At 72.7% G+C, this 22,547-nt stretch carries 20 protein-coding genes and 1 pseudogene; 9 read left to right on the forward strand and 12 right to left on the reverse strand.

Annotated elements, in window-relative coordinates:
* Positions 1 to 57 precede the first annotated feature (57 nt).
* From QOL15_RS10965 to ptsP, 9 genes are all read right to left on the reverse strand, one after another.
* On the reverse strand, positions 58 to 333 hold the full coding sequence (locus QOL15_RS10965; protein WP_065960372.1) for a DUF4190 domain-containing protein: 276 nt from the start codon (positions 331 to 333) through the stop codon (positions 58 to 60).
* Positions 334 to 484: 151 nt separating this feature from the next.
* Positions 485 to 1,285: a DUF805 domain-containing protein gene (locus QOL15_RS10970; protein ID WP_175473853.1), complete on the reverse strand. Its 801-nt coding sequence runs from the start codon at positions 1,283 to 1,285 to the stop codon at positions 485 to 487.
* Positions 1,282 to 1,842, reverse strand: coding sequence for a DUF805 domain-containing protein (locus QOL15_RS10975; RefSeq protein WP_083230044.1), 561 nt, complete (start codon positions 1,840 to 1,842; stop codon positions 1,282 to 1,284). Before QOL15_RS10975 ends, QOL15_RS10970 begins: the two co-directional genes overlap by 4 nt.
* Positions 1,843 to 1,906: 64 nt before the next feature.
* Positions 1,907 to 2,683, reverse strand: coding sequence for a DUF805 domain-containing protein (locus QOL15_RS10980; RefSeq protein WP_071248439.1), 777 nt, complete (start codon positions 2,681 to 2,683; stop codon positions 1,907 to 1,909).
* Positions 2,684 to 2,814: 131 nt separating this feature from the next.
* Positions 2,815 to 3,747: an NADP-dependent oxidoreductase gene (locus QOL15_RS10985; RefSeq protein ID WP_071248565.1), complete on the reverse strand. Its 933-nt coding sequence runs from the start codon at positions 3,745 to 3,747 to the stop codon at positions 2,815 to 2,817.
* A gap of 183 nt (positions 3,748 to 3,930) precedes the next feature.
* Positions 3,931 to 5,088: a mannitol-1-phosphate 5-dehydrogenase gene (locus QOL15_RS10990; protein WP_071248442.1), complete on the reverse strand. Its 1,158-nt coding sequence runs from the start codon at positions 5,086 to 5,088 to the stop codon at positions 3,931 to 3,933.
* Positions 5,085 to 5,522 (reverse strand): PTS sugar transporter subunit IIA, encoded by a 438-nt coding sequence (locus tag QOL15_RS10995; RefSeq protein ID WP_031274425.1) that lies wholly within the window; start codon positions 5,520 to 5,522, stop codon positions 5,085 to 5,087. Before QOL15_RS10995 ends, QOL15_RS10990 begins: the two co-directional genes overlap by 4 nt.
* A gap of 76 nt (positions 5,523 to 5,598) precedes the next feature.
* Positions 5,599 to 7,152 (reverse strand): PTS mannitol transporter subunit IICB, encoded by a 1,554-nt coding sequence (locus QOL15_RS11000; RefSeq protein ID WP_071248445.1) that lies wholly within the window; start codon positions 7,150 to 7,152, stop codon positions 5,599 to 5,601.
* 107 nt (positions 7,153 to 7,259) lie between these two features.
* Positions 7,260 to 8,915 carry a phosphoenolpyruvate--protein phosphotransferase gene (gene ptsP, locus QOL15_RS11005; protein ID WP_065960365.1) on the reverse strand — a complete coding sequence of 552 codons (1,656 nt, stop codon included), beginning with the start codon at positions 8,913 to 8,915 and terminating at the stop codon, positions 7,260 to 7,262.
* Positions 8,916 to 9,261: 346 nt separating this feature from the next.
* Here ptsP and QOL15_RS11010 point away from each other — a divergent pair, with 346 nt between their 5' ends.
* The 9 genes and pseudogenes from QOL15_RS11010 to QOL15_RS11050 all read left to right on the forward strand — a co-directional run bounded on the left by QOL15_RS11010 (position 9,262) and on the right by QOL15_RS11050 (position 18,732).
* Positions 9,262 to 10,032 (forward strand): DeoR/GlpR family DNA-binding transcription regulator, encoded by a 771-nt coding sequence (locus QOL15_RS11010; RefSeq protein WP_065960363.1) that lies wholly within the window; start codon positions 9,262 to 9,264, stop codon positions 10,030 to 10,032.
* A gap of 75 nt (positions 10,033 to 10,107) precedes the next feature.
* Positions 10,108 to 10,380 carry an HPr family phosphocarrier protein gene (locus tag QOL15_RS11015; protein WP_065960361.1) on the forward strand — a complete coding sequence of 91 codons (273 nt, stop codon included), beginning with the start codon at positions 10,108 to 10,110 and terminating at the stop codon, positions 10,378 to 10,380.
* 192 nt (positions 10,381 to 10,572) lie between these two features.
* On the forward strand, positions 10,573 to 11,415 hold the full coding sequence (locus tag QOL15_RS11020) for an exodeoxyribonuclease III (protein WP_065960360.1): 843 nt from the start codon (positions 10,573 to 10,575) through the stop codon (positions 11,413 to 11,415).
* Positions 11,416 to 11,456: 41 nt separating this feature from the next.
* Complete coding sequence (gene trpS / locus QOL15_RS11025) at positions 11,457 to 12,467, forward strand: tryptophan--tRNA ligase (protein ID WP_065960358.1); 1,011 nt, start codon at positions 11,457 to 11,459, stop codon at positions 12,465 to 12,467.
* 1 nt (position 12,468) lies between these two features.
* Positions 12,469 to 13,050 carry a GNAT family N-acetyltransferase gene (locus QOL15_RS11030; RefSeq protein ID WP_071248449.1) on the forward strand — a complete coding sequence of 194 codons (582 nt, stop codon included), beginning with the start codon at positions 12,469 to 12,471 and terminating at the stop codon, positions 13,048 to 13,050.
* A 100-nt stretch (positions 13,051 to 13,150) separates the two neighbouring features.
* A complete protein-coding gene (gene ribD, locus QOL15_RS11035; protein ID WP_071248451.1) occupies positions 13,151 to 14,215 on the forward strand; it encodes a bifunctional diaminohydroxyphosphoribosylaminopyrimidine deaminase/5-amino-6-(5-phosphoribosylamino)uracil reductase RibD in 1,065 nt (354 codons plus the stop codon).
* A 29-nt stretch (positions 14,216 to 14,244) separates the two neighbouring features.
* Positions 14,245 to 14,868, forward strand: a pseudogene (gene ribA, locus QOL15_RS11040) (GTP cyclohydrolase II); the annotation flags it as partial.
* 334 nt (positions 14,869 to 15,202) lie between these two features.
* Positions 15,203 to 16,612, forward strand: coding sequence for an MFS transporter (locus QOL15_RS11045; protein WP_071248454.1), 1,410 nt, complete (start codon positions 15,203 to 15,205; stop codon positions 16,610 to 16,612).
* A 236-nt stretch (positions 16,613 to 16,848) separates the two neighbouring features.
* A complete protein-coding gene (locus tag QOL15_RS11050; protein ID WP_071248458.1) occupies positions 16,849 to 18,732 on the forward strand; it encodes an ABC transporter ATP-binding protein in 1,884 nt (627 codons plus the stop codon).
* Between the two features lie 79 nt (positions 18,733 to 18,811).
* On the opposite strand, the gene QOL15_RS11055 is transcribed toward QOL15_RS11050, so the two are convergent.
* From QOL15_RS11055 to dacB, 3 genes are all read right to left on the reverse strand, one after another.
* Complete coding sequence (locus QOL15_RS11055; RefSeq protein ID WP_071248568.1) at positions 18,812 to 20,239, reverse strand: NAD-dependent succinate-semialdehyde dehydrogenase; 1,428 nt, start codon at positions 20,237 to 20,239, stop codon at positions 18,812 to 18,814.
* Between the two features lie 104 nt (positions 20,240 to 20,343).
* Complete coding sequence (locus QOL15_RS11060) at positions 20,344 to 20,964, reverse strand: isochorismatase family protein (protein ID WP_071248461.1); 621 nt, start codon at positions 20,962 to 20,964, stop codon at positions 20,344 to 20,346.
* Between the two features lie 82 nt (positions 20,965 to 21,046).
* Positions 21,047 to 22,543, reverse strand: a complete 1,497-nt coding sequence (gene dacB / locus QOL15_RS11065) for a D-alanyl-D-alanine carboxypeptidase/D-alanyl-D-alanine-endopeptidase (protein ID WP_071248464.1) — start codon at positions 22,541 to 22,543, stop codon at positions 21,047 to 21,049.
* Positions 22,544 to 22,547: the final 4 nt, after the last annotated feature.

The following is a 22,547-nucleotide window of genomic DNA, read 5'->3' on the forward strand; positions in this document are numbered from 1 at the left end:
GACGAAGCGGCCCGCCCCCTGAGGGCGGGCCGCTTCGTCGTGCGGGAACGGTCGGGCTCAGTAGCCGGTCGTGCCCTGCATCGACGCCGCTGCCGAGAAGAGCACGATCATCGAGATGATCGAGATGACCAACGACAGGGCGCTGATGATGATGCCGGCGAGCGCGAGGCCACGGCCACGCTCACCCGTGCGCTTGATCTGCGTGAGCGCGATGATGCTCACGACGAGCCCGGCGATGTTCACGAGGAACGCCAGGATGAACCCGACGATCGCGAGGACGCTGTAACGGTCGGATGCCGGTGCGGCGGGCTTGTACGGCTGGGCGGTGGTCATGGGGTTCCCCCTCGGGAGCTGTGTGTGTGCTGCAGGCCGGTCCGGGTGGCCGGTCGCCATCACCATAGCGGCAGCGGGGCGCGGCGTCCGGCCGACCACTCCGGTCGGTCTCGGGCACCGCGCCCCGCTGTGTCGCTGGTCGTGGTCCGGGTCAGGCCTTCGGGAGCCCCGCAGCGTCGTGGCCGCCGTCGTACGCGCCCGGGGGCGGTCCGTCGGGACGGTCGTACTGCGCCCCGGCCGGGTTCGACTCGAGCGCACCGAAGACGATGCCCGCGATGCCGGTCACGAGCGAGATGAGCCAGAACGGCCCGGCGAGGTTCGCGTCGTGCACCCGTCGCCAGCCGAGCGCGAAGGTGGGCACGATCGTCGCGAGCCACCACAGGCCGTACAGCGCGAGGAACAGGAGGGCGACGACCGGGACCGACCCGTTCGTCGTCGTGTTGCCGTACTCGTCGACAGTCGTCGCCGAGGATGCGGCCCACGCGATGACGCCGGCGATGTAGCCGCCGAGCAGGATCGTCGAGACGATCGCGTTCGCCAGGACCCAGTACCAGAACTCACTGCGGCTGGCGCGACCGTCGAACCGGGCGTACTTCTTGAAGAAGCGGGTCACGGCGTCGAGGAAACCGATGCCGTACCAGGGGGCCCAGAGGGGCGGGGCGCCGCTCGCGTCGCGCGGGATCGGGCCGGACGGGACGAACTGCGGGTACGGCTGCTGTCCGTACGGCTGCTGCCCGTACTGCGGGGCCTGGCCGTACGGCTGCTGGCCGTACGGCTGCTGCCCGTACGGCTGCTGGCCGGGCTGCGAGGCCTGGCCGTACGGCTGCTGCCCGTACTGCGGAGCCTGGCCGTTCGGCTGCGGCGGCTGCTGCGGCTGGCCGGACTGCGGGGTCTGGCCGTCCGGCTGCTGGCCGTCCGGCTGCCCCCACCGCGGCGTGCGGTCGTCGGTCATCGCGCGGCCCCCGGGCGGTCGTACCGCGCACCCTCGGGGTTCGACGGCAGCAGACCGAACACGATGCCGACGATGCCGACGAACACCGCGATGAGGTACAGCGCGCCGGGCAGGTTGGCGTCGTGCAGGCGCCGCCAGCCGAGCGCCAGCGTGGGCACGATCGTCGCGAGCCACCACAGGGCCGGGAGGGCCATGAGCACGAAGAAGAGCGGCCCCGGCGCGTTCGGGCTGCGGTAGACCTGGCCGTCACCGAAGTCGACGGTGTCGTACTGGATGGTCGAGAAGCGGTAGACCAGTGCGATCGTCACGAGGATCGTCGGCACGGCTGCCACGACCAGGTACGCCCACCAGAACTCGCTGCGGCTCGCGCGACCGCTGAACGTGGCGTACTTGCGGAAGAACCGGCCGACCGCCTGCCCGAACGAGGCACCGTAGCGCGGCGCCCAGAGCGGCGGCTCCCCGCCGGCACCGGTCACGTTGCCGGCGCCGAACTGGCCGTGGCCGCCGGCCGGCTGCTGCGCGGTCCCGTACGGCGGATCGGGTTGCTGGTAGGTCATGTGGTCCCCCTCGTGGTGTGGTCCTGTGTACCCCACGAGTCAACCAGATCCGCCGATCCGGGCGTCACATGCGGTCGGGCCGGTCGAACCGCTGTCCCTGCGGGTCGGTCGCGAGGAAGCCGACGATGAGCGCGAAGAGCACCCCGATCGGCGGGATGATGAAGAACAGGGTGAAGTACCCGGAGAGGTTGACGTCGTGCAGGCGTCGCATGGTCAGCGCGATGAACCCCACGGCGCAGGCGAGCGCCCAGAGGGTCGTCAGGCCGTCGTCGACGTTCGACAGGCCCGGCGCCGCGTCGAAGATCCCGCCCACGAACCCGGTCGCGAACGAGCCGATCGCGTACCAGAGCGCCCAGAACCAGAACTCGCTGCGGCTGGCTCGCCCGTCGAACCGCGCGTACTTCTTCCAGAACCGGCGGAACGCCTGCGGGAACGGGATGCCGTACCAGGGCGCCCAGATCGGCGGCTCGGTCGCGGTGGCACCGCGGGGCACGGCGGCCTGCCCGTACTGCGGTGCCTGGCCGTACGGGGCCTGGCCGTACGGGGCCTGCCCGCCAGAGGGCTGCTGCCCGTACGGTGCCTGCCCGTACGGCTGCTGCGGCTGGCCGTAGGGCGCCTGCCCGGACGGTGCCTGCCCGTACGGCTGCTGCGGCTGGCCGTACGGCGCCTGGCCGTACGGCTGCTGCCCGGCCTGCGGCTTCGCGTACGGGTCCGGCGCGGAGCCCTGCTGTCCGTACGGCTGCTGCCCGTACGGCTGCTGCCCGTCCGGCCGCTGCGCCCCCGCGCCCGAGTGGTCCTGTCCTCCGGGCTGCTGCCCGCCGTACGGATCCTGGTTGCTCACTGCTGTCCCTCCCGAGTGGTGACTGTCCCCCGCAGTCTGGCAGGCTCTGGGCTCCGCGGGCGTCCCTCGCACGGAGGACGCGCGGCGGACGCGCGAGCGCCGGGGATCTCGGGGTCCCGGAGTCCCCGGCCTCAGGGCAGCAGCGCGAGCTTCCCGCCCGGGTGCTGCGACTCGAGCAGGTGCACCGCGGCGAGGGCCTCGGCGAGCGGGAAGGTCCGTGCCACCGGGACCTCGAGCTCCCCGGCCCCGGCGAGGTCGATCAGGCGCTGGCGCACCGAGTCCCGGAACGCAGCGCTCTCGGGCTGCGCACCGCCGACGGCACGGATGCCGTCGGACTGCGCGCGGCCGGGGGCCGCGATCGTGACGATGCGGCTGCGGTCCGCGACCAGGGCGAGCGAGACGTCGACGGCCTCGTCGGTCCCGACGCAGTCCAGTGCCACGTCGACACCGTCGGGTGCGCGGTCACGGATGCGTGCCTCCAGTCCGTCGCCGTACGCGACCCACTCGCCACCGAAGCGTCGGACGGTGTCGGCGTTGCGCTCGGAGGCGGTGCCGATCACGCGCGTGCCGAGCGGGCGGAGCAGCTGCAGCAGGCTCACGCCGACCGCACCGGACGCGCCGTGCACGACCACCGTGTCGCGTCCCTCCGCACGCGTGACGCGGATCATGTCGGCGGCGGTGGTCGCGGCGAGGAGCAGGTTGGCCGCCTCGGCGAAGCCGAGCGCGGCGGGCTTGGCGAAGACGTCGGCGGCGGGCACCGTGATCCGTTCGGCCCAGCCGCCCGAGACGCGGAACGCCAGGACCTCGTCGCCGACCGCTCCCCCACCGGAGGCGATCTCGGTGTCGGGTCCGACGGCGCTGAGCACCCCGGCGACCTCGTAGCCGATCGGCGCCGGCAGGTCGGCCGGGTCGCCCTGCCGGACGTGCTTCGTGTCCGCGGGGTTCACCCCGGCGGCGCGGACGTCGATCGTGACCTCGCCGGGCCCGGGTGCCGGGACCTCGGTGTCGACCAGTTCCAGGACCTCGCTGCCGCCGAACCGCGGTGCCACCCAGTGCTTCGTCATGCCGTCGACGCTACGCCGGCACCCCACGGACCCACCGAGCGGGGACACGGCGACCGGGGACGTGCGCCCGGCTCGCGCGCGTCCCCCGTCCCGACCGCGGGTCGCGACGGGCACCACCCCGGACGAACGGGAGGCGCGGTGCCAGCCGGCACCGCGCCTCCCGTCGCGTGGGGTGGTCGCGTCTCAGGCGCGCGCGGCGCGCACCCGCTCGGCGAACGCGGCGTGCAGCGGGTGCTGCGCGTCGAGTCCGGTGATCTCGCTCGCGACGCCGGCGTCCGAGCGGTCCGAGCGCAGCAGCTGCTGCAGCTCGACGCTCTGCTCGTCGTCCGCGACGTCGAAGCGGAGGGCGGCGCCCATCGCGTCGAGCAGCGCCGTGGGCTCGGTGCCGTCCTCGGCGAGTGCGGCCGCGGGCGAGACGAAGCGCTCGTCGCGCGACAGCTTGCGGAGCGGCTGGCGACCGACGCGGGTCACGGTGTCCGGCAGGTGCGGGTTCTCGAACCGGCCGATGATCGCCTCGACGTAGGAGCGGTGCACCTCGGGGTCGAGCTCGTGGCGGCGGACGAGCAGGTCGCTCGTCTCGGCGAGCACCGACTCGAGCGCCGAGCGCACCGCGGGGATCGCGATCGCGTCGGAGATCTTGTCGGCGCCGGCGAGGAAGCCGTGGTACGCCACCGTGGCGTGGCCGGTGTTCACCGTGAACAGCTTGCGCTCGATCGACGCGGCCAGGCCGTCGACGTAGTGCGCGCCCGGGATCGTCGGCTCGTGGCCGTCGAACGGGGTGCGGTCGATCGCCCACTCGAAGTAGGTCTCGACGGTGACGTCGAGGCCGCCGCCCTCGGGCTGGGCCGGGACGATCCGGTCGACCGCGGTGTTCGCGAAGACGGCCTTGGCGAGTGCCTCGTCGCGCGACTCGGCGGGCAGCGCGTCGACGATGAACTCGCGGAGCCGGTCGGTCGCGTTGATCGCGTTCTCGCACGCCATGACGGCGAGCGGCGCGGCGTCGGCCGGGCGCTGCACGAGGGCACGGGCGACGACCGGGGCGATGAACTTCAGGACCGTCGGACCGACGGCGCACGTGACGACGTCCGCGGCGGCGACCTCGGCCACCACGCCGTCCTCGTCCTGCGCGCTGTTCACGGCTCGGAAGCCGGTGACGACGTGGTCCCGCGCGCCCTGGCCGACCTCGTGCACGGTGTACGAGTCGGCGGCGGCGAGGGCGTCGATGAGCGGGGCGGCGACGTCGGCGAAGACGACCTCGTAGCCGGCCTCGTGGAGCAGGAGCCCGACGAAGCCGCGCCCGATGTTCCCGGCGCCGAAGTGGACCGCGGTACCGGTGCTCACTCGTTGACCTCGCCGAGGATCGCCAGGATGGCCGCGGTGTCCGGGGCGTCGGTGAGCTTCTGGACCTCGTCCTCGTCCGAGAACACGATCGCGATCTTGGACAGGATGTCGAGGTGCTCGTTGTTCACGCCGGCGATGCCGACGACGAAGCGCACGGGGTTGCCGTCCCAGTCGATCGGGGTGGCGTAGCGGATGAACGACAGCGCGGACGACTTGATGGCGTCCTTCGCGTCGTTGGTGCCGTGCGGGATCGCGAGGAAGTTCCCCATGTACGTCGAGACGCTCTTCTCGCGCTCGAGCATGGCCGGGTAGTAGTCGGCCGTGACCGCGCCCGCCGCCTCGAGGATCTCGGCCGCCTCCTTCATCGCCTCCGACTTGGTCGGGGCGGTGTCCTCGGTGTGGATGCGGATCTGGCTCTCCTGCAGGACGGGCATCGGGGGTTCTCCTTCTTCTGGCGGAACGTGATGGAGGGGACGGGTCTGCACCCGTCCCCTCCGATACTGCACTGTGTTACTGGTTCTTGAGCTGGTCGACGACCTGGTCGTACTGCGGCGCGTTCATGAAGTTGCCGACCGACACGTGCTGTGCGTTCGGGACCTTCTGCTTCGCGCGGTCGGTCAGTTCCTCCTGGGTGATGACGAGGTCCTCGGTGCCGTCGAGGTTCGCGATCGCCTTGTTGACGACCGTGACCCCTTCGATGCCGGCCTTCTTCACCTTGTTGCGGAGGACGCTGGCGCCCATCGCGCTCGACCCCATGCCGGCGTCGCACGCGAACACGACGTTCTGCACGCGGGTCGCCGTGGTCGTCGCCGACCCGACGCCGCCGAGCGTGGCCTCGGCCTCCTCGTCGGTGGCCGGCGCGTTGGTGCCGAGCAGACCCGAGGTCGCGGCGTTCACGTCGCGGCCCTTGTTGGCCTGGAGCTTCGCCATCGCGGCGGACATGTCGCCGCCGCCGTTCGCCAGGTCGCGCTTGCGGCTGGCGAGCAGGAAGAACGACGCGACCGCGAACGAGACCGCCGCGGACAGGATCACCGACAGGATGACGCCGACGAAGCTGCCCTTCGCCGTGACCGTGAGGACGGCGATGATCGACCCGGGGGATGCCGGAGCGGCGAGACCGGACTGGAATGCGACGTTGGTCGCGACACCGGTCGCACCACCGAGGATGACGGCGAGGAACAGCACCGGCTTCTGCAGCACGTACGGGAAGTAGATCTCGTGGATGCCGCCGAGGAACTGGATGAGGATCGCGCCGGGGGCGGTCGAACGGGCGATGCCGACACCGAAGAAGGTGAAGGCGAGCAGGATGCCGAGACCCGGGCCGGGGTTCGCCTCGAGCAGGAACAGGATGCTCTTGCCGGACTCCTGCACCTGCTGCGCGCCGAGCTGGTCGAGCACGCCGTGGTTGATGGCGTTGTTGAGGAAGAACACCTTGGCCGGCTCGATGATGATGCTCGCGACCGGGAGCAGCGAGTTGTCGACGAGGAACTTCACCGCGGCGCCGAGACCCTCGGCGATGGCCTTGAACAGCGGGGCGAGCAGGAAGAACCCGATGAGCGCGAGCACGAAGCCGAGGATGCCGGCCGCGTAGTTGTTCACGAGCATCTCGAAGCCGGGCTTGATCTTGCCGTCCCAGATCTTGTCGATCTGCTTGATGAGCCACGCGCCGAGCGGGCCGCAGACCATCGCGCCGAGGATCATGATCGTCCCGTTGGCGCCGATGATGACGCCCATGGCCATGATCGACCCGACGACGGCGCCGCGGGTCTCGTAGATCATGCGGCCGCCCTGGAAGGCGATCGCGAGCGGGATGAGGTACGTCAGGATCGGGCCGACGAGGCCGATGTTCGCGACCCCGTTCGTCTCCCCGAAGCCGCCGAGGACGCCCACGGGCGTCCAACCCTTCTCGATGAAGAACGCGGTGATGAGGCCCCACGCGATGAAGATCGCGATGTTCGGCATCACCATGCCGGAGAGGAACGTGCCGAACTTCTGCACGGCGACGCGTGCGCCGCCCCGCGACTTCGCGGGAGCGTCGGGCGCTGCAACGGACGACGTTGTCATGTGCCTGGCTTTCTGTGATGGGTGCTGCAGTGGTGGAGGGAGGTGGTGCGGTGCTGCTGGTGGTGCGGGGTGTTGCTGGTGGGTCGGGTGCTGCGGTGGTGCTGCGGCTAGGCGGCGTGCGCGGCAGCCGCGGCGGTCTTGGCCGCCGCCGCGGTGCTCGCGGCGAGTGCCGCCGTCGCCATCTCGCGGGCCTGGTCGAGCGTGTGCTTGCCGAGCTCGGCGCGCACGTCGGCCAGGGCCGCGGGGGTCATGGAGAGGGTGGTGGCGCCGAGGCCGACGAGGACGACGGCGAGCAGGGGGTCGGCCGCGGCCTCGCCGCAGATGCCCACGGGCTTGCCGGCGTCGCGGCCGGCCTGGCCGAGCTGCGCGACGAGGCGCAGGACGGCCGGGTGCCACGGGTCCTGGTAGCTCGCGACGGTGCCGAGCATGCGGTCGGCGGCCATCGTGTACTGGGTCAGGTCGTTCGTGCCGATGGACACGAAGTCGGCGGACGTGAAGACCTGCTCGGCCATGAGCGCGAGCGAGGGCACCTCGGCCATGACACCCGCGGTGCGGATGCCGAGCTCACGGGCCAGGTCGACGAAGTACTCGGTCTCCTCGGCGTCGGCGACCATGGGGGCCATCACCCAGAGGTCGGCCTCGGTCTGGGCGTCGGCCTGCGCGAGGGCGGTGAGCTGGTCCCGCAGCACCTCCTCGTGGTTGCGGAGGGCCCGCAGCCCGCGACGGCCGAGTGCCGGGTTCTCCTCGTCCTTGTCGGTGAGGAACGGCAGGGGCTTGTCGGCGCCGGCGTCGAGCGCGCGCACGACGACCTTCTTGCCGGGGAACGCCTCGAGCAGCTGTCGGTACGACTCGGTCTGCTGCGCGACGGTCGGGGCGGTCGGCGCGTCGAGGAAGAGGAACTCGGTGCGGAAGAGCCCCACGCCCTCCGCACCGAGAGCGACGGCTCCCGCGGCGTCGGCGGGGCTGCCGAGGTTCGCGAGGAGGGGGACGGTGTGGCCGTCGGCGAGGGCACCGGCGGTGAGCGGTGCGGCCGCGGCGGCCAGGCGGTCGGCGATGCGCTGGTCGACGTCGGCGACGAGCGCGTCCGACGGGTCGGTGACGACGGTGCCGGCCGCGGCGTCGACGACCACGTGCGTGCCGTCGGCGAGGGCGTCCGCGCCGGTGACGCCGACGATGGCCGTGATGCCCTTCGCCCGGGCGAGGATCGCCGTGTGCGAGGTCGGGCCGCCGTCGCGCGTGACGAGCGCGAGCACCTTGTCGAGGTCGAGCAGGGCGGTGTCGGCCGGTGCGAGGTCGCGGGCGACGAGCACGAAGGGGGTGTCGGACTCGGGGACGCCGGGGGCCGGGACGCCGCGGAGCTTGGCGACGATGCGCTGGGCGACGTCGTCGAGGTCGGCCGCGCGCTCCCCCATGTAGCCGCCCATGCCGACGAGCAGGTCGCGGAACTGACCGAAGGCCTCGAACACCGCACGCTCGGGGTTGGTGCCACCGTCGATGCGGGCGTGCACGTCGTCGAGGAGGGTCGGGTCCTGCGCCATGAGCGCCTGCGCCTCGAGCACGGCCTGGGCGTCGCCACCGGCGAGCGCCCCGCGCTTGTTGAGGTCGTCCGCGACGACGGCGAGTGCGTCGTGGACCGCCTGCTTCGCATCCGCGGCCGAACCCTCGAGCGGTGCCGTCGACGGTTCGCCGAGCGGGTCCGCCATGCGGAGCACGGGGCCGTGGGCGACGCCACGGCCGACGCCGGTGCCGAGCAGTTCGGTCATTCGAGACTCCTTCATCTCACACGGAGGTGCGGTGGTGGGTGCGCGTCGCAGCGCATCAGAAGGAACCCGACCGCGGCGGCGTGGACGCAACCCTACCCCGATCCACGTTGACAAACAAACACATCCGGGGATAAAAATGCAGAAACAGATGCCCGTTTGCGTCTGCCGGACGATCATCCGACGGGCGATCCGACGCGATCGTGCCCGGTCGTGTCCGTTCCGTTCCGAGCACGCCGGGAACGCACCGCACCCCGAGCGTCCGGAGCACCGCCAGCGCCACCAGCACCCCAGCACCCCAGCACCCCAGCACACCAGCACCCCAGCACCGACCGAGACGACGAGGTCCATGTACGCACCAGAGCGCCACCAGCGCATCGTCGAGCAGGCACGCGCGCACGGCCGGGTCGACGTGAAGGACCTGGCCGAACTGCTCGCCGTCACCCCGGAGACGATCCGGCGCGACCTCACGAGCCTCGAGCGCCGCGGACTGGTCCGTCGGGCGCACGGCGGGGCGATCCCGGTCGAGCGCATCACGCTGCACCCCGGCGTCGGCGACCGCGGCGGCATCAACCAGGCCGAGAAGATGGTCATCGCCGAGGCCGCGCTCGAGGAGCTGCCCGAGAACGGGTCGGTGATGATCGACGCCGGCACGTCGACGATCTGCCTCGCCGAGATGCTGCCCACCGACCGCGGCCTCACGGTCGTCACGCACTCGTTGCCCGTCGCGATGGCGGTCGCGAACCGGGCCGGCATCGACCTGCACCTGCTCGGCGGGAACATCCGCAGCGACTCGCTCGCCGGAGTCGGCACCTGGACGCACCAGCTCATCGGCATGGTGAGCGTCGACGTCGCCTTCATCAGCATCAACGGCATCACGCCCGAGCGCGGCCTGACCACGCACAACGTCGCCGAGGCCGCCGTGAAGAGCGCGATGATCAAGGCCGCCCGTCGGAGCATCCTGCTCGCCGACCACACGAAGTTCGGTCGCGAGGAGTTCGGCCGTGTCGCACCGCTCGCCGCGATCGACACGATCATCACCGACCCCGCGGTCAACGCCGACCTCGTGCGCGAGGTCGAGGCCGCCGGCACCGAGGTCCTCTGGCCCGGCCGCGACTGACCGTCCGGGCACGCCCGGAACCCCCACCGCGCGCTCGCTAGCATGAGCGCACCACCCGTCGACAGGAGCACATCGATGTCCGAAGCCACCCGTACCGTCACCGTCGCGAGCGCCTCCGGCCTGCACGCCCGCCCGGCCTCCCTCTTCGTCCAGACCGTCACCGCGTCCGGCCACCAGGTGACGATCGCCAAGGGCGACAAGTCCGGCAACGCCGGCAGCATCCTCGCCCTGCTCGGCCTGGGCATCGAGAACGGCGACGAGGTCGTCCTCACGGTGACCGGCGACGACGCCGAGGCGACCGCGGACAGCCTGGTCGAGTTCCTGCAGACGGACCACGACGCCGCCTGAGCGCGCAGGTCGCGTCCTCGACGCGACCACGGGACGGACGGGAGGCGCGGTGCCAGCTGGCACCGCGCCTCCCGTCCGTCGTCCGGCCGGTCCACCGCGCCGACCGCGTCCGTCGTCCCGCTGACCCGCCGGCCCGCTGCCGCGTCCGCGGTCCGGACCGGGCCGTCGGCGCCCGCCGATAAGGTGGTCGGCATGACACGCCTGCGCCTCGCATCCGTCAACGTGAACGGCGTCCGCGCCGCGTTCCGGAAGGGCATGGGCGACTGGCTCGCCACCCGTGACGTCGACGTGCTCGCCCTGCAGGAGGTCCGCGCCTCGACCGACGACCTGACCGGACTGCTCGGCGACGAGTGGGACGTCGTGCACGACCCGGCGACGGCGAAGGGCCGCGCCGGCGTCGCGATCGCCTCCCGCAAGCGCGCGCACCTGCACCGGGTCGAGCTCGGTCCCGCCGAGTTCGACTCCGCCGGACGCTGGATCGAAGCCGACTACGAGGTCGGCGACAGCACCGTCACGGTCGTTTCGGCGTACGTGCACTCGGGCGAGGTCGGCACCGAGAAGCAGGACGAGAAGTGGAAGTTCCTCGACGCGATGACGGAGCGGCTGCCCGCCCTCCGCGCGCACAACCCGCTCGCGGTCGTCGTCGGTGACCTCAACGTCGGCCACGACGAGCGCGACATCAAGAACTGGAAGGGCAACGTCAAGCGCGCCGGGTTCCTCCCCCGCGAGCGTGCCTACTTCTCGCGGTTCTTCGGGGCCGAGGGCGAAGCGGTCGAGGGCGCCGACGGCTCCACCGGCCCGGGCCTCGGCTGGGTCGACGTCGGACGCGCACAGGCCGGCGACGTCCCCGGCCCCTACACGTGGTGGTCGTGGCGCGGACAGGCCTTCGACAACGACTCCGGCTGGCGCATCGACTACCAGGTCGCCACCCCCGAGCTCGCCGAGAAGGTCCGCACCTACACGGTCGACCGGGCCGACGCGTACGACCAGCGATGGTCCGACCACGCCCCCGTGGTCGTCGACTACGAGCTCTGACCCTCCTCCCACCAAGCACCACGCACCACCAGGACACCGCCATGACCAAGACGCGCATCTTCTCCGGGATCCAGCCCTCTGCCGGGTCCCTCCACCTCGGCAACTACGTCGGGGCGCTCATGCAGTGGCGCGACCTGCAGGACGACCACGACGCCATCTACTGCGTGGTCGACATGCACGCGATCACCTCGCCGCAGGACCCGGCCGAGCTCCGCGCGAGCACCCGGGCGACGGCCGCGCAGTACATCGCCTCGGGCATCGACCCGGCGAAGTCGACGCTGTTCGTGCAGTCGCACGTCCCGGCGCACGCCGAGCTGGCCTGGGTGCTCAACACCCTCACGGGCTTCGGCGAGGCGAGCCGGATGACCCAGTTCAAGGACAAGTCCGCGCGCCAGGGCGCCGAGGCCGCCTCGGTGGGCCTGTTCACGTACCCGATCCTGATGGCCGCGGACATCCTGCTGTACGACACCGCCGTGGTGCCCGTGGGCGACGACCAGCGGCAGCACGTCGAGCTCACGCGCGACCTCGCGACCCGGTTCAACTCCCGGTTCGGCGACACCTTCGTCGTGCCGAAGGCGCAGATCGGGACCGAGACGGCCCGCATCTACGACCTGCAGGACCCGACCAGCAAGATGAGCAAGTCGGCCGCGTCCGACAACGGCCTCGTCCGGCTGCTCGACGACCCGAAGCGCACGGCCAAGAAGATCCGCTCGGCCGTCACCGACACCGAACGCGAGATCCGCGCCGACCGCCAGGCGAAGCCGGGTGTGACGAACCTGCTCGCGATCCTGTCGGCGTTCACCCGCACGCCGGTGGCCGAGCTCGAGGCGTCCTTCGTCGGCAAGGGCTACGGCGACCTGAAGGGCGAGGTCGCCGACGCGGTCGTCGCCGAGCTCGAGCCGGTGCGTGCACGCACCCTCGAACTCCTGGACGACCCGGCCGAGCTCGACCGGCTGCTCGCCCTCGGAGCCGAGCGTGCCGAGTCGATCGCCGAGTCGACGCTCGCGCGGGTGTACGACCGCATCGGCTTCGTGCCCCGCACCCGGCGCTGACGTGCTGCCCGTCACGCTGTCGTCGGCCCGGGTGCGCCTCGACGTGCCCACCCGGGCCGACACCGCGGCGATCACGGCGGGCTGCCAGGACCCCGACGTCGTCCGCTGGACCACGGTGCCGACGCCGTACACGGAGCACCACGCGCGGTCCTTCGTCGACGCCCTGGTCGGCCCCGGGTGGGCGTCCGACCAGGAGTACACGTGGGCGATCCGCCGCACCGGGTCGACCTGGCTCGAGGGGGTCGTCAGCTACCGCACGTCGTACCGGGGTCTCGGCTTCTGGCTGGCCCCGTCCGCGCGCGGTGCCGGACTGGTGCACGAGGCGGTCGAGCTCGTGGTCGCGTGGGCGTTCTCCCAGGGAGCACCCGACGTGTACTGGGAGTGCTGGGAGGGCAACACCGGCTCCGCCCGGGTCGCCCGCCGCGCCGGGTTCTCGTACACCGGGACCGCGCCGGCCCGCGTCCCCGACCGCGACGGCGACCCGACGACCGCCTGGACCGGGCTCCGTCGTGCCGACGGCGCACCGGCCTCCGACCGTCCGTGGCCCGCAGCGGTGGTCGGACGCCCCGGCGACGTTCGCTGACAGGGGACAGCACGGTGACGCGTCACCGAACGCCGGTGGGTAGTGTCGGAGCGTGACCACCACCACCGCTCCGTCGGCTCGTCCGGCCGAGGTCCGAGCCATGCGGCGTGCGCTCCAGCTCGCCGCGCTCGGGCCGGCGGTCGGCGACCACGCCCGGGTCGGTGCGGTGGTCCTCTCCCCCGCCGGTGACGTCCTCGCCGAGGGCTGGCACAAGGGCGCCGGGACCCCGCACGCCGAGGTCGACGCGATGGCGAAGGTGCCCGCCGAGCAGCTGCGCGGTGCGACCGCGGTCGTGACCCTCGAACCCTGCAACCACACCGGCCGCACCGGCCCGTGCGCCGTGGCCCTCGTCGAGGCCGGCATCGGCCGCGTCGTCTACGCCGTCGACGACCCCGGGGTGCAGGCCCGCGGTGGTGCCGACCGCCTCCGCGCCGCCGGCGTCGAGGTCGTGTCCGGGGTCCTCGCCGACGAGGCCGAGGCGTTCCTCGAGCGCTGGCTCCTGTCGGTGCGCCAGGGCCGGCCCTGGGTGACCGTGAAGTGGGCGTCGAGCCTGGACGGCCGCGCTGCCGCCGCCGACGGTACGAGCAAGTGGATCACCGGGACCGCCGCACGGCAGCACGTGCACGAGCAGCGGGCCGCCCACGACGCCATCCTCGTCGGCACGGGCACGGTCCTCGCCGACGACCCGAGCCTCACCGCGCGCGGCGACGGCGGCGAACTGCTCGCCGACCAGCCGCTCCCCGTCGTGCTCGGCGACCGCCCGGTCCCCGCCGACGCCGCCGTCCGCCGCCACCCGCGCGGACTGCTCGTCCTGCCGGGCCACGACCTGTCCGCGGCGCTGCACGGCCTGCGGGACCACGGCGTCCACTCCGTCCTCGTCGAGGGCGGCCCGACCATCGCGTCCGCCCTCGTCGCCGCGGGCCTCGTCGACGAGGTCCTCGTGTACCTCGCGCCCGTGCTGCTCGGCGGTCCCCGCACCGCCCTCGGCGACGTCGGCGTGGGAAGCATCGGCGAGCGCCACCAGTTGGACGTGACATCGACCACCAGCCTCGGCCCCGACCTGCTGGTCCGTGCCCGACCGCACCGCGTTCGACCCCGTGTCGAGCAGCCCGCGGTCGGACAGCACGGTGACGGCGGGGCCCGTACCGACCGGAGCACCCCATGACCGACCCCCGCACCTCCCCCAGCCCCGGCAGCCCGGTCCGCTTCGAGGTCGCCACGACCGTCCCGACGACGCACGGCACCTTCGAGATGCGCGCCTACCGTGACCTCGTCACCGGCGCCGAGCACGTCGCGATCATCGGCCGCGGGGCCGACGGGTCCATGCCGACCGACGGCGCGCTCGTCCGCGTGCACTCGGAGTGCCTGACCGGCGAGGCCTTCGGGTCGCTGAAGTGCGAGTGCGGGCCGCAGCTCGACGCCGCCCTGGACACGATCGCCGTCGAGGGCGGGATCGTCGTGTACCTGCGCGGGCAGGAGGGGCGCGGCATCGGCCTCATCAACAAGCTCAAGGCGTACCGCCTGCAGGAGGACGGCCTGGACACCCTCGACGCGAACCTCGCGCTCGGGCTGCCCGCCGACTCCCGGGAGTACGGCGGTGCGGCCGGCATCCTCGCCGACATGGGCATCACGAGCGTCCGCCTGCTGTCGAACAACCCCGAGAAGCGCCGCCAGCTCGAGGAGCACGGCATCACGGTCGAGGCGCTCGTGCCCCTGGTCGTGGGCGTCGTCGCGCAGAACGCCGGTTACCTCGACACCAAGCGCGACCGGATGGGCCACCAGCTCCCCGCGCACCTGCAGACCGGCGCCGCGAGCTGAGCGGCAGCGGCACAGGCACCGGCACCGGCACCGGCACCGGCACCGGCGCCGCGAGCTGAGCGGCACCGGCACCAGCACCGCGAGCTGACCGGCAGCAGCAGCGGCAGCGGCAGCGGCAGCGGCGATCCGCCCTGCGCGGACCCACACGGCGGTTCCTCGGCGGATTCGCAGGTGGCCGACATGTGTCGTAGCCTGGGTGCTCCGTCACGAGCGGTCCTCCCCAACCGAACGCACCCGACCGGTGCCCGCGCCACCCCGCGCGAGCCGATCGGTGTCCGCAGCTTCGGGACACCGCCGCGCTCGCCCGAGCGCTCCCCGCGAAAGTCCGTGCCCCATGTCCGCCGCACCGGCCACCCCGTCCACCACCGACACCGCTCCGGCGACGAACCCGCGCTCGCGGGTCGTCATCGCCAGCCTCGTCGGCACGTCGATCGAGTTCTACGACTTCTACGTCTACGCGACCGCCGCCGTCCTCGTCTTCCCGACGCTGTTCTTCCCGAACGAGGACCCGACGGCCTCGCAGCTGTCCTCGTTCGTCACGTTCGCGCTCGCGTTCTTCGCCCGGCCCGTCGGGTCGGTCCTGTTCGGGCACTTCGGTGACCGCATCGGCCGCAAGGCCACGCTCGTCGCGTCCCTGCTCGTGATGGGCGCCGCCACCTTCCTGATCGGCTGCCTGCCGACCTTCGGCAGCGTGGGGGTCCTGGCGCCCGTGCTGCTCGCCGTGCTCCGCTTCGCGCAGGGCGTCGGGCTCGGCGGTGAGTGGTCCGGCGCGGCCCTGCTCGCGACCGAGAACGCCCCCGAGGGCAAGCGCGGCGTGTTCGGCTCGATGCCGCAGCTCGGCGCGCCGATCGGCTTCCTGCTCGCCAACGGCCTGTTCATCGCGATCAACGCCGCGATGCCCGCCGGTGCCGACGGCACCCCGAACGCCGACTTCCAGGCGTGGGGCTGGCGCATCCCGTTCCTGCTCTCCGCCGTCCTCGTGCTCGTCGGCCTCTACGTGCGGTTCAAGCTCGTCGAGTCCCCGGTGTTCCGCGACGTGCAGGAGACCGGCTCGGTCGCCAAGGTCCCGCTCGGCCGGGTGTTCCGCACCTCGTGGAAGGCCGTCATCGTCGGCACCTTCGGCATGGTCGCGACGTACGTCCTCTTCTACTTCATGACCACGTTCACGCTCAACTACGGCACGAACCCCGCCGAGCCGACCCCGCTCGTGAAGCTCGGGCTCGGCTACAGCCGCGGCGAGTTCCTCACGCTGCTCATGATCGGCGTCGTGTTCTTCGGTATCTGCACGCCCATCGCGGGCTGGCTGGCCGACAAGTACGGCCGTCGCCGCACGCTCATCCCGACCACGGTCGGCATCGCCCTGTTCGGCCTGACGTTCCAGTTCTGGTTCGCCGCCGCCACCGGACCGATCACCGTCGTCACGTTCCTCATCGTCGGGCTGTCGCTCATGGGCCTGACCTTCGGCCCGATGGGTGCACTCCTGCCCGAGCTCTTCCCGACGAACGTCCGCTACACCGGCTCCGCGCTGGCGTACAACATCGCATCGATCATCGGCGCCTCGCTCGCACCCACGATCGCGCTGAAGCTGTGGCAGCCGGACGGGAACATCTTCCTGGTCGGGCTCTACCTGACGGCCGCCGCGGTGGTGACCTTCGTCGCCCTGCTCTTCGTGCGCGAGACGAAGCACGCGCGGCTCGGCGACGCCGACGTGACCGCGCAGGACGGCGCGACCACGGGTCGCTGACGCGACCCCCTGCGGACGGGAGGCGCGGTGCGGGCCGGCACCGCGCCTCCCGTCCGACGTCAGGTCGCGTCCACCGCACGCCACCCGCCGTCCGCGCCGGTCCACCCACTCGACGACGCGTGGTCGGGAGGGCCCCCGACCGACGTGAGCGGCCCGCGCGCAGCGCGCACCCACCGGTCGGTGCGAGGATGGTCGGCGGCCGCCACACCCCGCCCGGGCGGCAGGAACCAGGAACGATGAGCCTCCCCTTCACACGCCGGAAGCAGTCCGACGGGCCCCGTGCCAGCTTCGGCCGTCTGCTGACCTACCTGTTCGAGAACAAGCCCGCGATGGTCGTCATCATCGTGCTGAGCGTCCTCGGCGCCGGGGCGTCCCTCGCGCAGCCGCTGCTCGTGAACCAGGTCGTCACCGCGGTGCAGCACGGGCACACGCTCTCGGTGCTCGTCTGGGCGCTCGTGGCCCTGGTGCTCGTGTCCGGACTGCTCAACGGCGTCCAGCACTTCCTGCTCCAGCGCGCGGGCGAGGGCGTCGTGCTCGCGACGCGCCGCAAGCTCATCGCGCGCATCCTCAACCTGCCGATCTCGGAGTTCGACACCCGACGCACCGGCGACCTCGTGTCCCGCGTCGGCAGCGACACCACGCTGCTGCGGGCCGTGCTCACCCAGGGCCTGATCGAGTCGATCGGCGGAGCGCTCACCTTCGTCGGCGCGATCATCGCGATGGCGGTCATCGACCCGCTGCTGCTCGGCATCACCGTCGTCATCGTGCTCGTCGCGATCGTCGTCGTCGGCGGCCTCAGCCGGCGCATCCGGATCGCCTCGAAGCGCGCGCAGGAGAAGGTCGGCGACCTCACCGCCGCGGTCGAGCGCGGCATCGGCGCCGTCCGGACCATCCGTGCCGCGGGTGCCACCGCGCGCGAGGTCGCCGAGGTCGACGGCCACGCCACCGAGGCCTACCGCCGCGGGCTCGACATCGCGAAGATGTCGGCCTTCGTCGTCCCGGTCGCGAGCATCGTCATGCAGGTCGCGTTCATCGCCGTCCTCGGGGTCGGCGGCGCGCAGGTCGCCGCCGGGCAGATCACCATCGCGACGCTCATCACGTTCATCCTGCTGCTGTTCATGATGGTGATGCCGCTCGGACAGGCGCTCGGCGCGGCCGTCGCCGTCGCGCAGGCGCTCGGGGCGCTCGGCCGGATCGAGGAGATCCTGCACCTGCCGACCGAGGACCAGGACGACGCCGCGGTCCGCACCGCACCGGCGATCGAGACCGACGACGCGATCGCCTTCGAGCACGTCACCTTCCGGTACGCGCGGACGGCGGACGCGTCGGGTGCGGACGGTGCAGCCGGTGCGGGTGGCGGATCCGAGGCCGCCGGCGGTGCCGGCGGGACGGCCCGGCCTGGAGGCGCGGTGCCGGTCACCGACGCCGGCGCCGACGACGACGTGGTGCTGGACGACGTCTCCTTCCGGGTGCCCCGCGGCGCCCGGGTCGCGCTCGTGGGTCCCTCGGGTGCCGGCAAGTCGACCACCCTGGCGCTCATCGAGCGCTTCTACGACCCGACCTCGGGGGTGATCCGGCTCGGAGGCGTTGACGTCCGCGGGCTCGACCGCGCGGAGCTGCGCGCCCAGATCGGCTACGTCGAGCAGGACGCCCCGGTGCTCGCGGGCACGATCCGGGCGAACCTGCTGCTCGGCTCCCCCGACGCCTCGGAGCAGGAGTGCGTGCGCGTCCTCGAGGCGGTGAACCTCGGCGACGTCCTGCACCGCGACCCGCGGGGCCTCGACGCACAGGTCGGCGAGGACGGCGTGATGCTGTCCGGTGGCGAACGCCAGCGGCTCGCGATCGCCCGGGCGCTCCTCGCCGCTCCCCCGATCCTGCTGCTCGACGAGTCGACGTCCTCGCTCGACGGCGTGAACGAGCAGAAGATGCGGCTCGCGATCGACGCCGTGGCCACCGACCGCACGCTGCTCGTGATCGCGCACCGGCTGTCCACGGTCGTCGACTCGGACGTCATCGTCGTGCTCGAGCACGGCCGGGTCGTCGGGACCGGGACGCACTCCGAGCTCGTGCAGTCCACGCCGCTCTACCGCGACCTGGCGAAGCACCAGCTCCTGGTCTGAGGCGCCGGGGGCGGTCCCGGCCGGTCCGGCCCCGGGGTGGCGAGCCCCCGGCCCCGGGGTGGCGAGCCCCGGCGACGGGTCAGGCGGCGAAGGGGTCGGGCGTCAGGACGTACACCGACTCCAGGTACTCCTCGATGCCCTCGTGCGAGCCCTCACGGCCGAGCCCCGAGGACTTCACGCCGCCGAACGGGAACGCGGCGTTCGACACCACACCCGTGTTCAGGCCGAGCATGCCGGTCTCGAGCCGCTCGGCCAGGCGCTGCCCACGACGGAGGTCCGACGTGAAGGCGTAGGCGACCAGGCCGTACTCGGTGTCGTTCGCGAGGCGGACACCCTCCTCCTCGGTCGCGAAGCGGGTGATCGACACCACGGGCCCGAAGATCTCGGTCGTCAGGACGTCGGACCCCGGCTGGACGTCGTCGAGCACGGTCGGTGCGAAGTACGTGCCCGGGCGGTCGACCCGCTCCCCGCCCGTGACGAGCCGGGCGCCGCGCGCGACGGCGTCGTCGACGAGCCGGGCGGCCTTGTCCACCGCACGGTCGTCGATGAGCGGACCGAGGGTCGTGCCGTCCTCGGTGCCACGACCGACGCGCAGCTCCTCGACCTTCGCGGTGAGGGCAGCGGTGAACGCGTCCGCGATGCCCTCCTGCACGAAGAAGCGGTTCGCGGCCGTGCACGCCTCGCCCGTGTTCCGGAACTTGGCCTGCATCGCCGCGGCGACCGCCTCGTCGAGGTCGGCGTCGTCGAACACGAGCAGCGGCGCGTTGCCGCCGAGCTCCATGCTCGTCCTGAGCACGGTGTCGGCGGCCTGCTTGAGGAGTGCCGAACCGACCGGTGTCGACCCCGTGAAGGTGAGCTTGCGCAGGCGGCGGTCGGCCAGGAGCGGTGCCGAGAGCCCCTTCGCGTCGAGCGACGGGACGACGTTGAGGACCCCGTCCGGGAGCCCGGCGCGACGGAACAGCTCGACCAGGAACAGCGTCGTCAGCGGGGTGAGCTCGGCGGGCTTGAGGACCACCGTGCAGCCGGCGGCCAGCGCCGGGCCGATCTTGCGCGTGGCCATCGCGAGCGGGAAGTTCCACGGGGTGATCGCGTAGACCGGGCCGACCGGCCGGCGGAGCACGATGCCGCGTCCGGTGCCCTCCGGGTTCGTGCGGTAGTCGCCGTGGATGCGCACGGCCTCCTCGGAGAACCAGCGGAGGAACTCCGCACCGTACGCGACCTCGCCGCGCGACTCGGCGAGCGGCTTGCCCATCTCGAGCGTCATGAGGGCCGCGAGGTCGTCCTCGTGTTCGTGCGCCAGCTCGAACGCGCGGCGCAGGACGTCGGAGCGCGTGCGCGGCGGCGTCGCAGCCCATCCCGCCTGCGCTGCGGCCGCGGCGTCGAGGGCCGCCGTGCCGTCCTCGGGCGTCGCGTCGGCGACCTCGGCGAGGACCGCACCGGTGGAGGGGTCGCGGACCGGGAAGGTCGCACCGCCGGACGCCGCCCGCCACCGGCCGCCGATGAACAGGCCGGTCGGGACGCCGTCGACCGAGACGTGCTCGTCGGCGACGGTCGTCGTGGTGCCGGGGGCGGCCGCGTCCGCGGTCGTCGGGTCCGTGTCGGTGGTGTCGGTCACAGTACTGCTCCTCCGGGGCTCGCGAGCACCTCGTCCGTGTCGCTGCGGTCGACGTGCCCGCCGACCGCCCTGATGTCGTCGAGCGCGGCGGCGCTCCGGTCCGGGTCGACGCCCGCGACGAGGTCCTCGTACACGGCGACGTCGAACCCTGCGGCGCGCGCGTCGAGCGCCGACGCGAGGACGCAGTGGTCGGTCGCGATGCCGACGATGTCGACCGTGGTCACCCGCCGGTCGGCCAGGAGCTCCGGCAGCGGCGTGCCGTCCTCGGTGACCGCCTGGAACGCCGAGTAGTCCGGCCGTCCCTGGCCCTTGTACACGTCGACGTCGACGACGCTCGTGTCGAGGTCGGGGTGGTACGCCGCGCCCTCGGTACCGCCGACGCAGTGCGCGGGCCACGTGTCGACGAAGTCCGGACCCGCCGGCCCGGCGAAGTGCCCGCCGTTGTCGTCGTCGCCGTGGTGCCAGTCACGCGATCCGACGACCAGGTCGTACTCGTCGGCGTGCCGACCGAGGAAGACGCTGATGCGCTTCGCGAGTGCGGCACCACCGGTCACCCCGAGTGCACCGCCCTCGGTGAAGTCGTTCTGGACGTCGACGACGAGCAGTGCCCTGGCCATGCGTCCATCCTGCACCCGCCGGCTCCGCGTCCGTGGGGCCCGGCCACGACCTGCCGTCGACTCCGCGGACGGCGAACGCGGATCAGGAGCCGGTGAGCTGCCCGCCGCACCGGAAGGCGGCCGTGGTGACCGCGTCGAGGGCCGGGAGCGCCGCCGCTCGCGACGACCCGATGGCGTAGAACGCGAACGTCAGCCGGGTGCCGTCCGCGGCGTCGATGTACCCGCCGAGGGTGTTCGCGCTGTCGATCCACCCGGTCTTGGCGTGCACCTTGCCCCGCGCCACCGCGTTCGCTCCCGTGAAGCGGCTCGCGAGCGTCCCGGACTGGCCCGCCACCGGCAGCGACTGCGCCAGCGTGCCGAGGCCCTTCGACCCGGCCGCGACCTGGACCATGAGGTGCGCGACGAAGTCCGGCGAGACGGCGTTCGACGCGCTCTCCCCCGAACCGTCCTTGATGACGATGCCCGCGGGGTCGACGCCGTAGGACGCGAGGGCCTTCTGGTACACGCCGGTCAGGGACGCCGCCGAACCGTCCGAGCCGGACTCCTTCGAGGAGACACGAGCGAGCATCTCGGCGAGCGTGTTGTCGGAGTTCGGGATCATCTGCCCGACGAGCGTCGAGACGGGCTGCGAGGACACCGTCGCGATGGTGTCCGAGCTCGTCGTCGCGCGCTGCACGATCTGCGCGTTCCCGGCGCCCACCACGCCGGCGTTCGCGAGTGCCGTGCGGAACGCGGCGCCCGCACGGCCGACCGGGTCGGTGGACCGCGGCGAGGTGGCGGCCGCGGGGTTCGCCCGGTCGCCGTCGACCATCAGGGCGGTGACCTCGGGCTGGTACCCGATCGTCCGCTCACTGACCGGCCAGGTCGGATCCCAGGCGTCGCTGTCGTTCCAGTACGTGTCGTCGGTGACGATGGTCGACACCGGAGCGTCGCCGAGCGAGGCCTTCACCTGCTGCGCGAGCTGGGCGAGGGTCGGCGCACCCGGGTACACGGTGCCGCCGCCGACCGAGAGGGTGGCGTCGCCGTGTCCGACGATCGCGATCGTGCCGTCCGACTCCTTCGTCACGGTGGTCGGGATGCGGTGGTCGCCCCCGAGGACCGACAGGGCGGTCGCCGTCGTCAGCGTCTTCATCACGCTGCCGGTCTGCGCCGGCTGGTCGCCCTTGCGCGAGAACAGCACCTGGCCCGTCGCCGCGTTCATGACGTACCCCTCGAAGGCACCGAGGCCGGGCGCGGACGCCTCGGCGTCGATCGTGCACGTCCGCAGCGGGTCCGGTCCGCCCACGGTGGCGGGGAGGGCACGCGTGTCCGCGGTCGGCGTCGGCGTGGGTGTCGGGGTCGCCGAGGCCGGACGCGTCGCGCGCGCTCCGGCTGCCGCGGTGGAGCCACCATCCGTCCGGTCCCCCGGCATCGTCGCCGACGCCACGGCCACCGCGCCGCCGGAACCGAGAACGAGGACGCCCGCGAGCGCACCGGCGATCCACGGGACGGGACGCCGGGCCACGGAGGCCCGCAGGGCGGCGACCGTCGCGCGGACGCGGTCGGGGACGGACTGCGGCGAGGGCTGCTGGTCGGACATCGTG

The sequence above is a fragment of the Curtobacterium sp. MCBA15_012 genome (assembly GCF_001864935.2).
Classification (GTDB): Bacteria; Actinomycetota; Actinomycetes; order Actinomycetales; family Microbacteriaceae; genus Curtobacterium.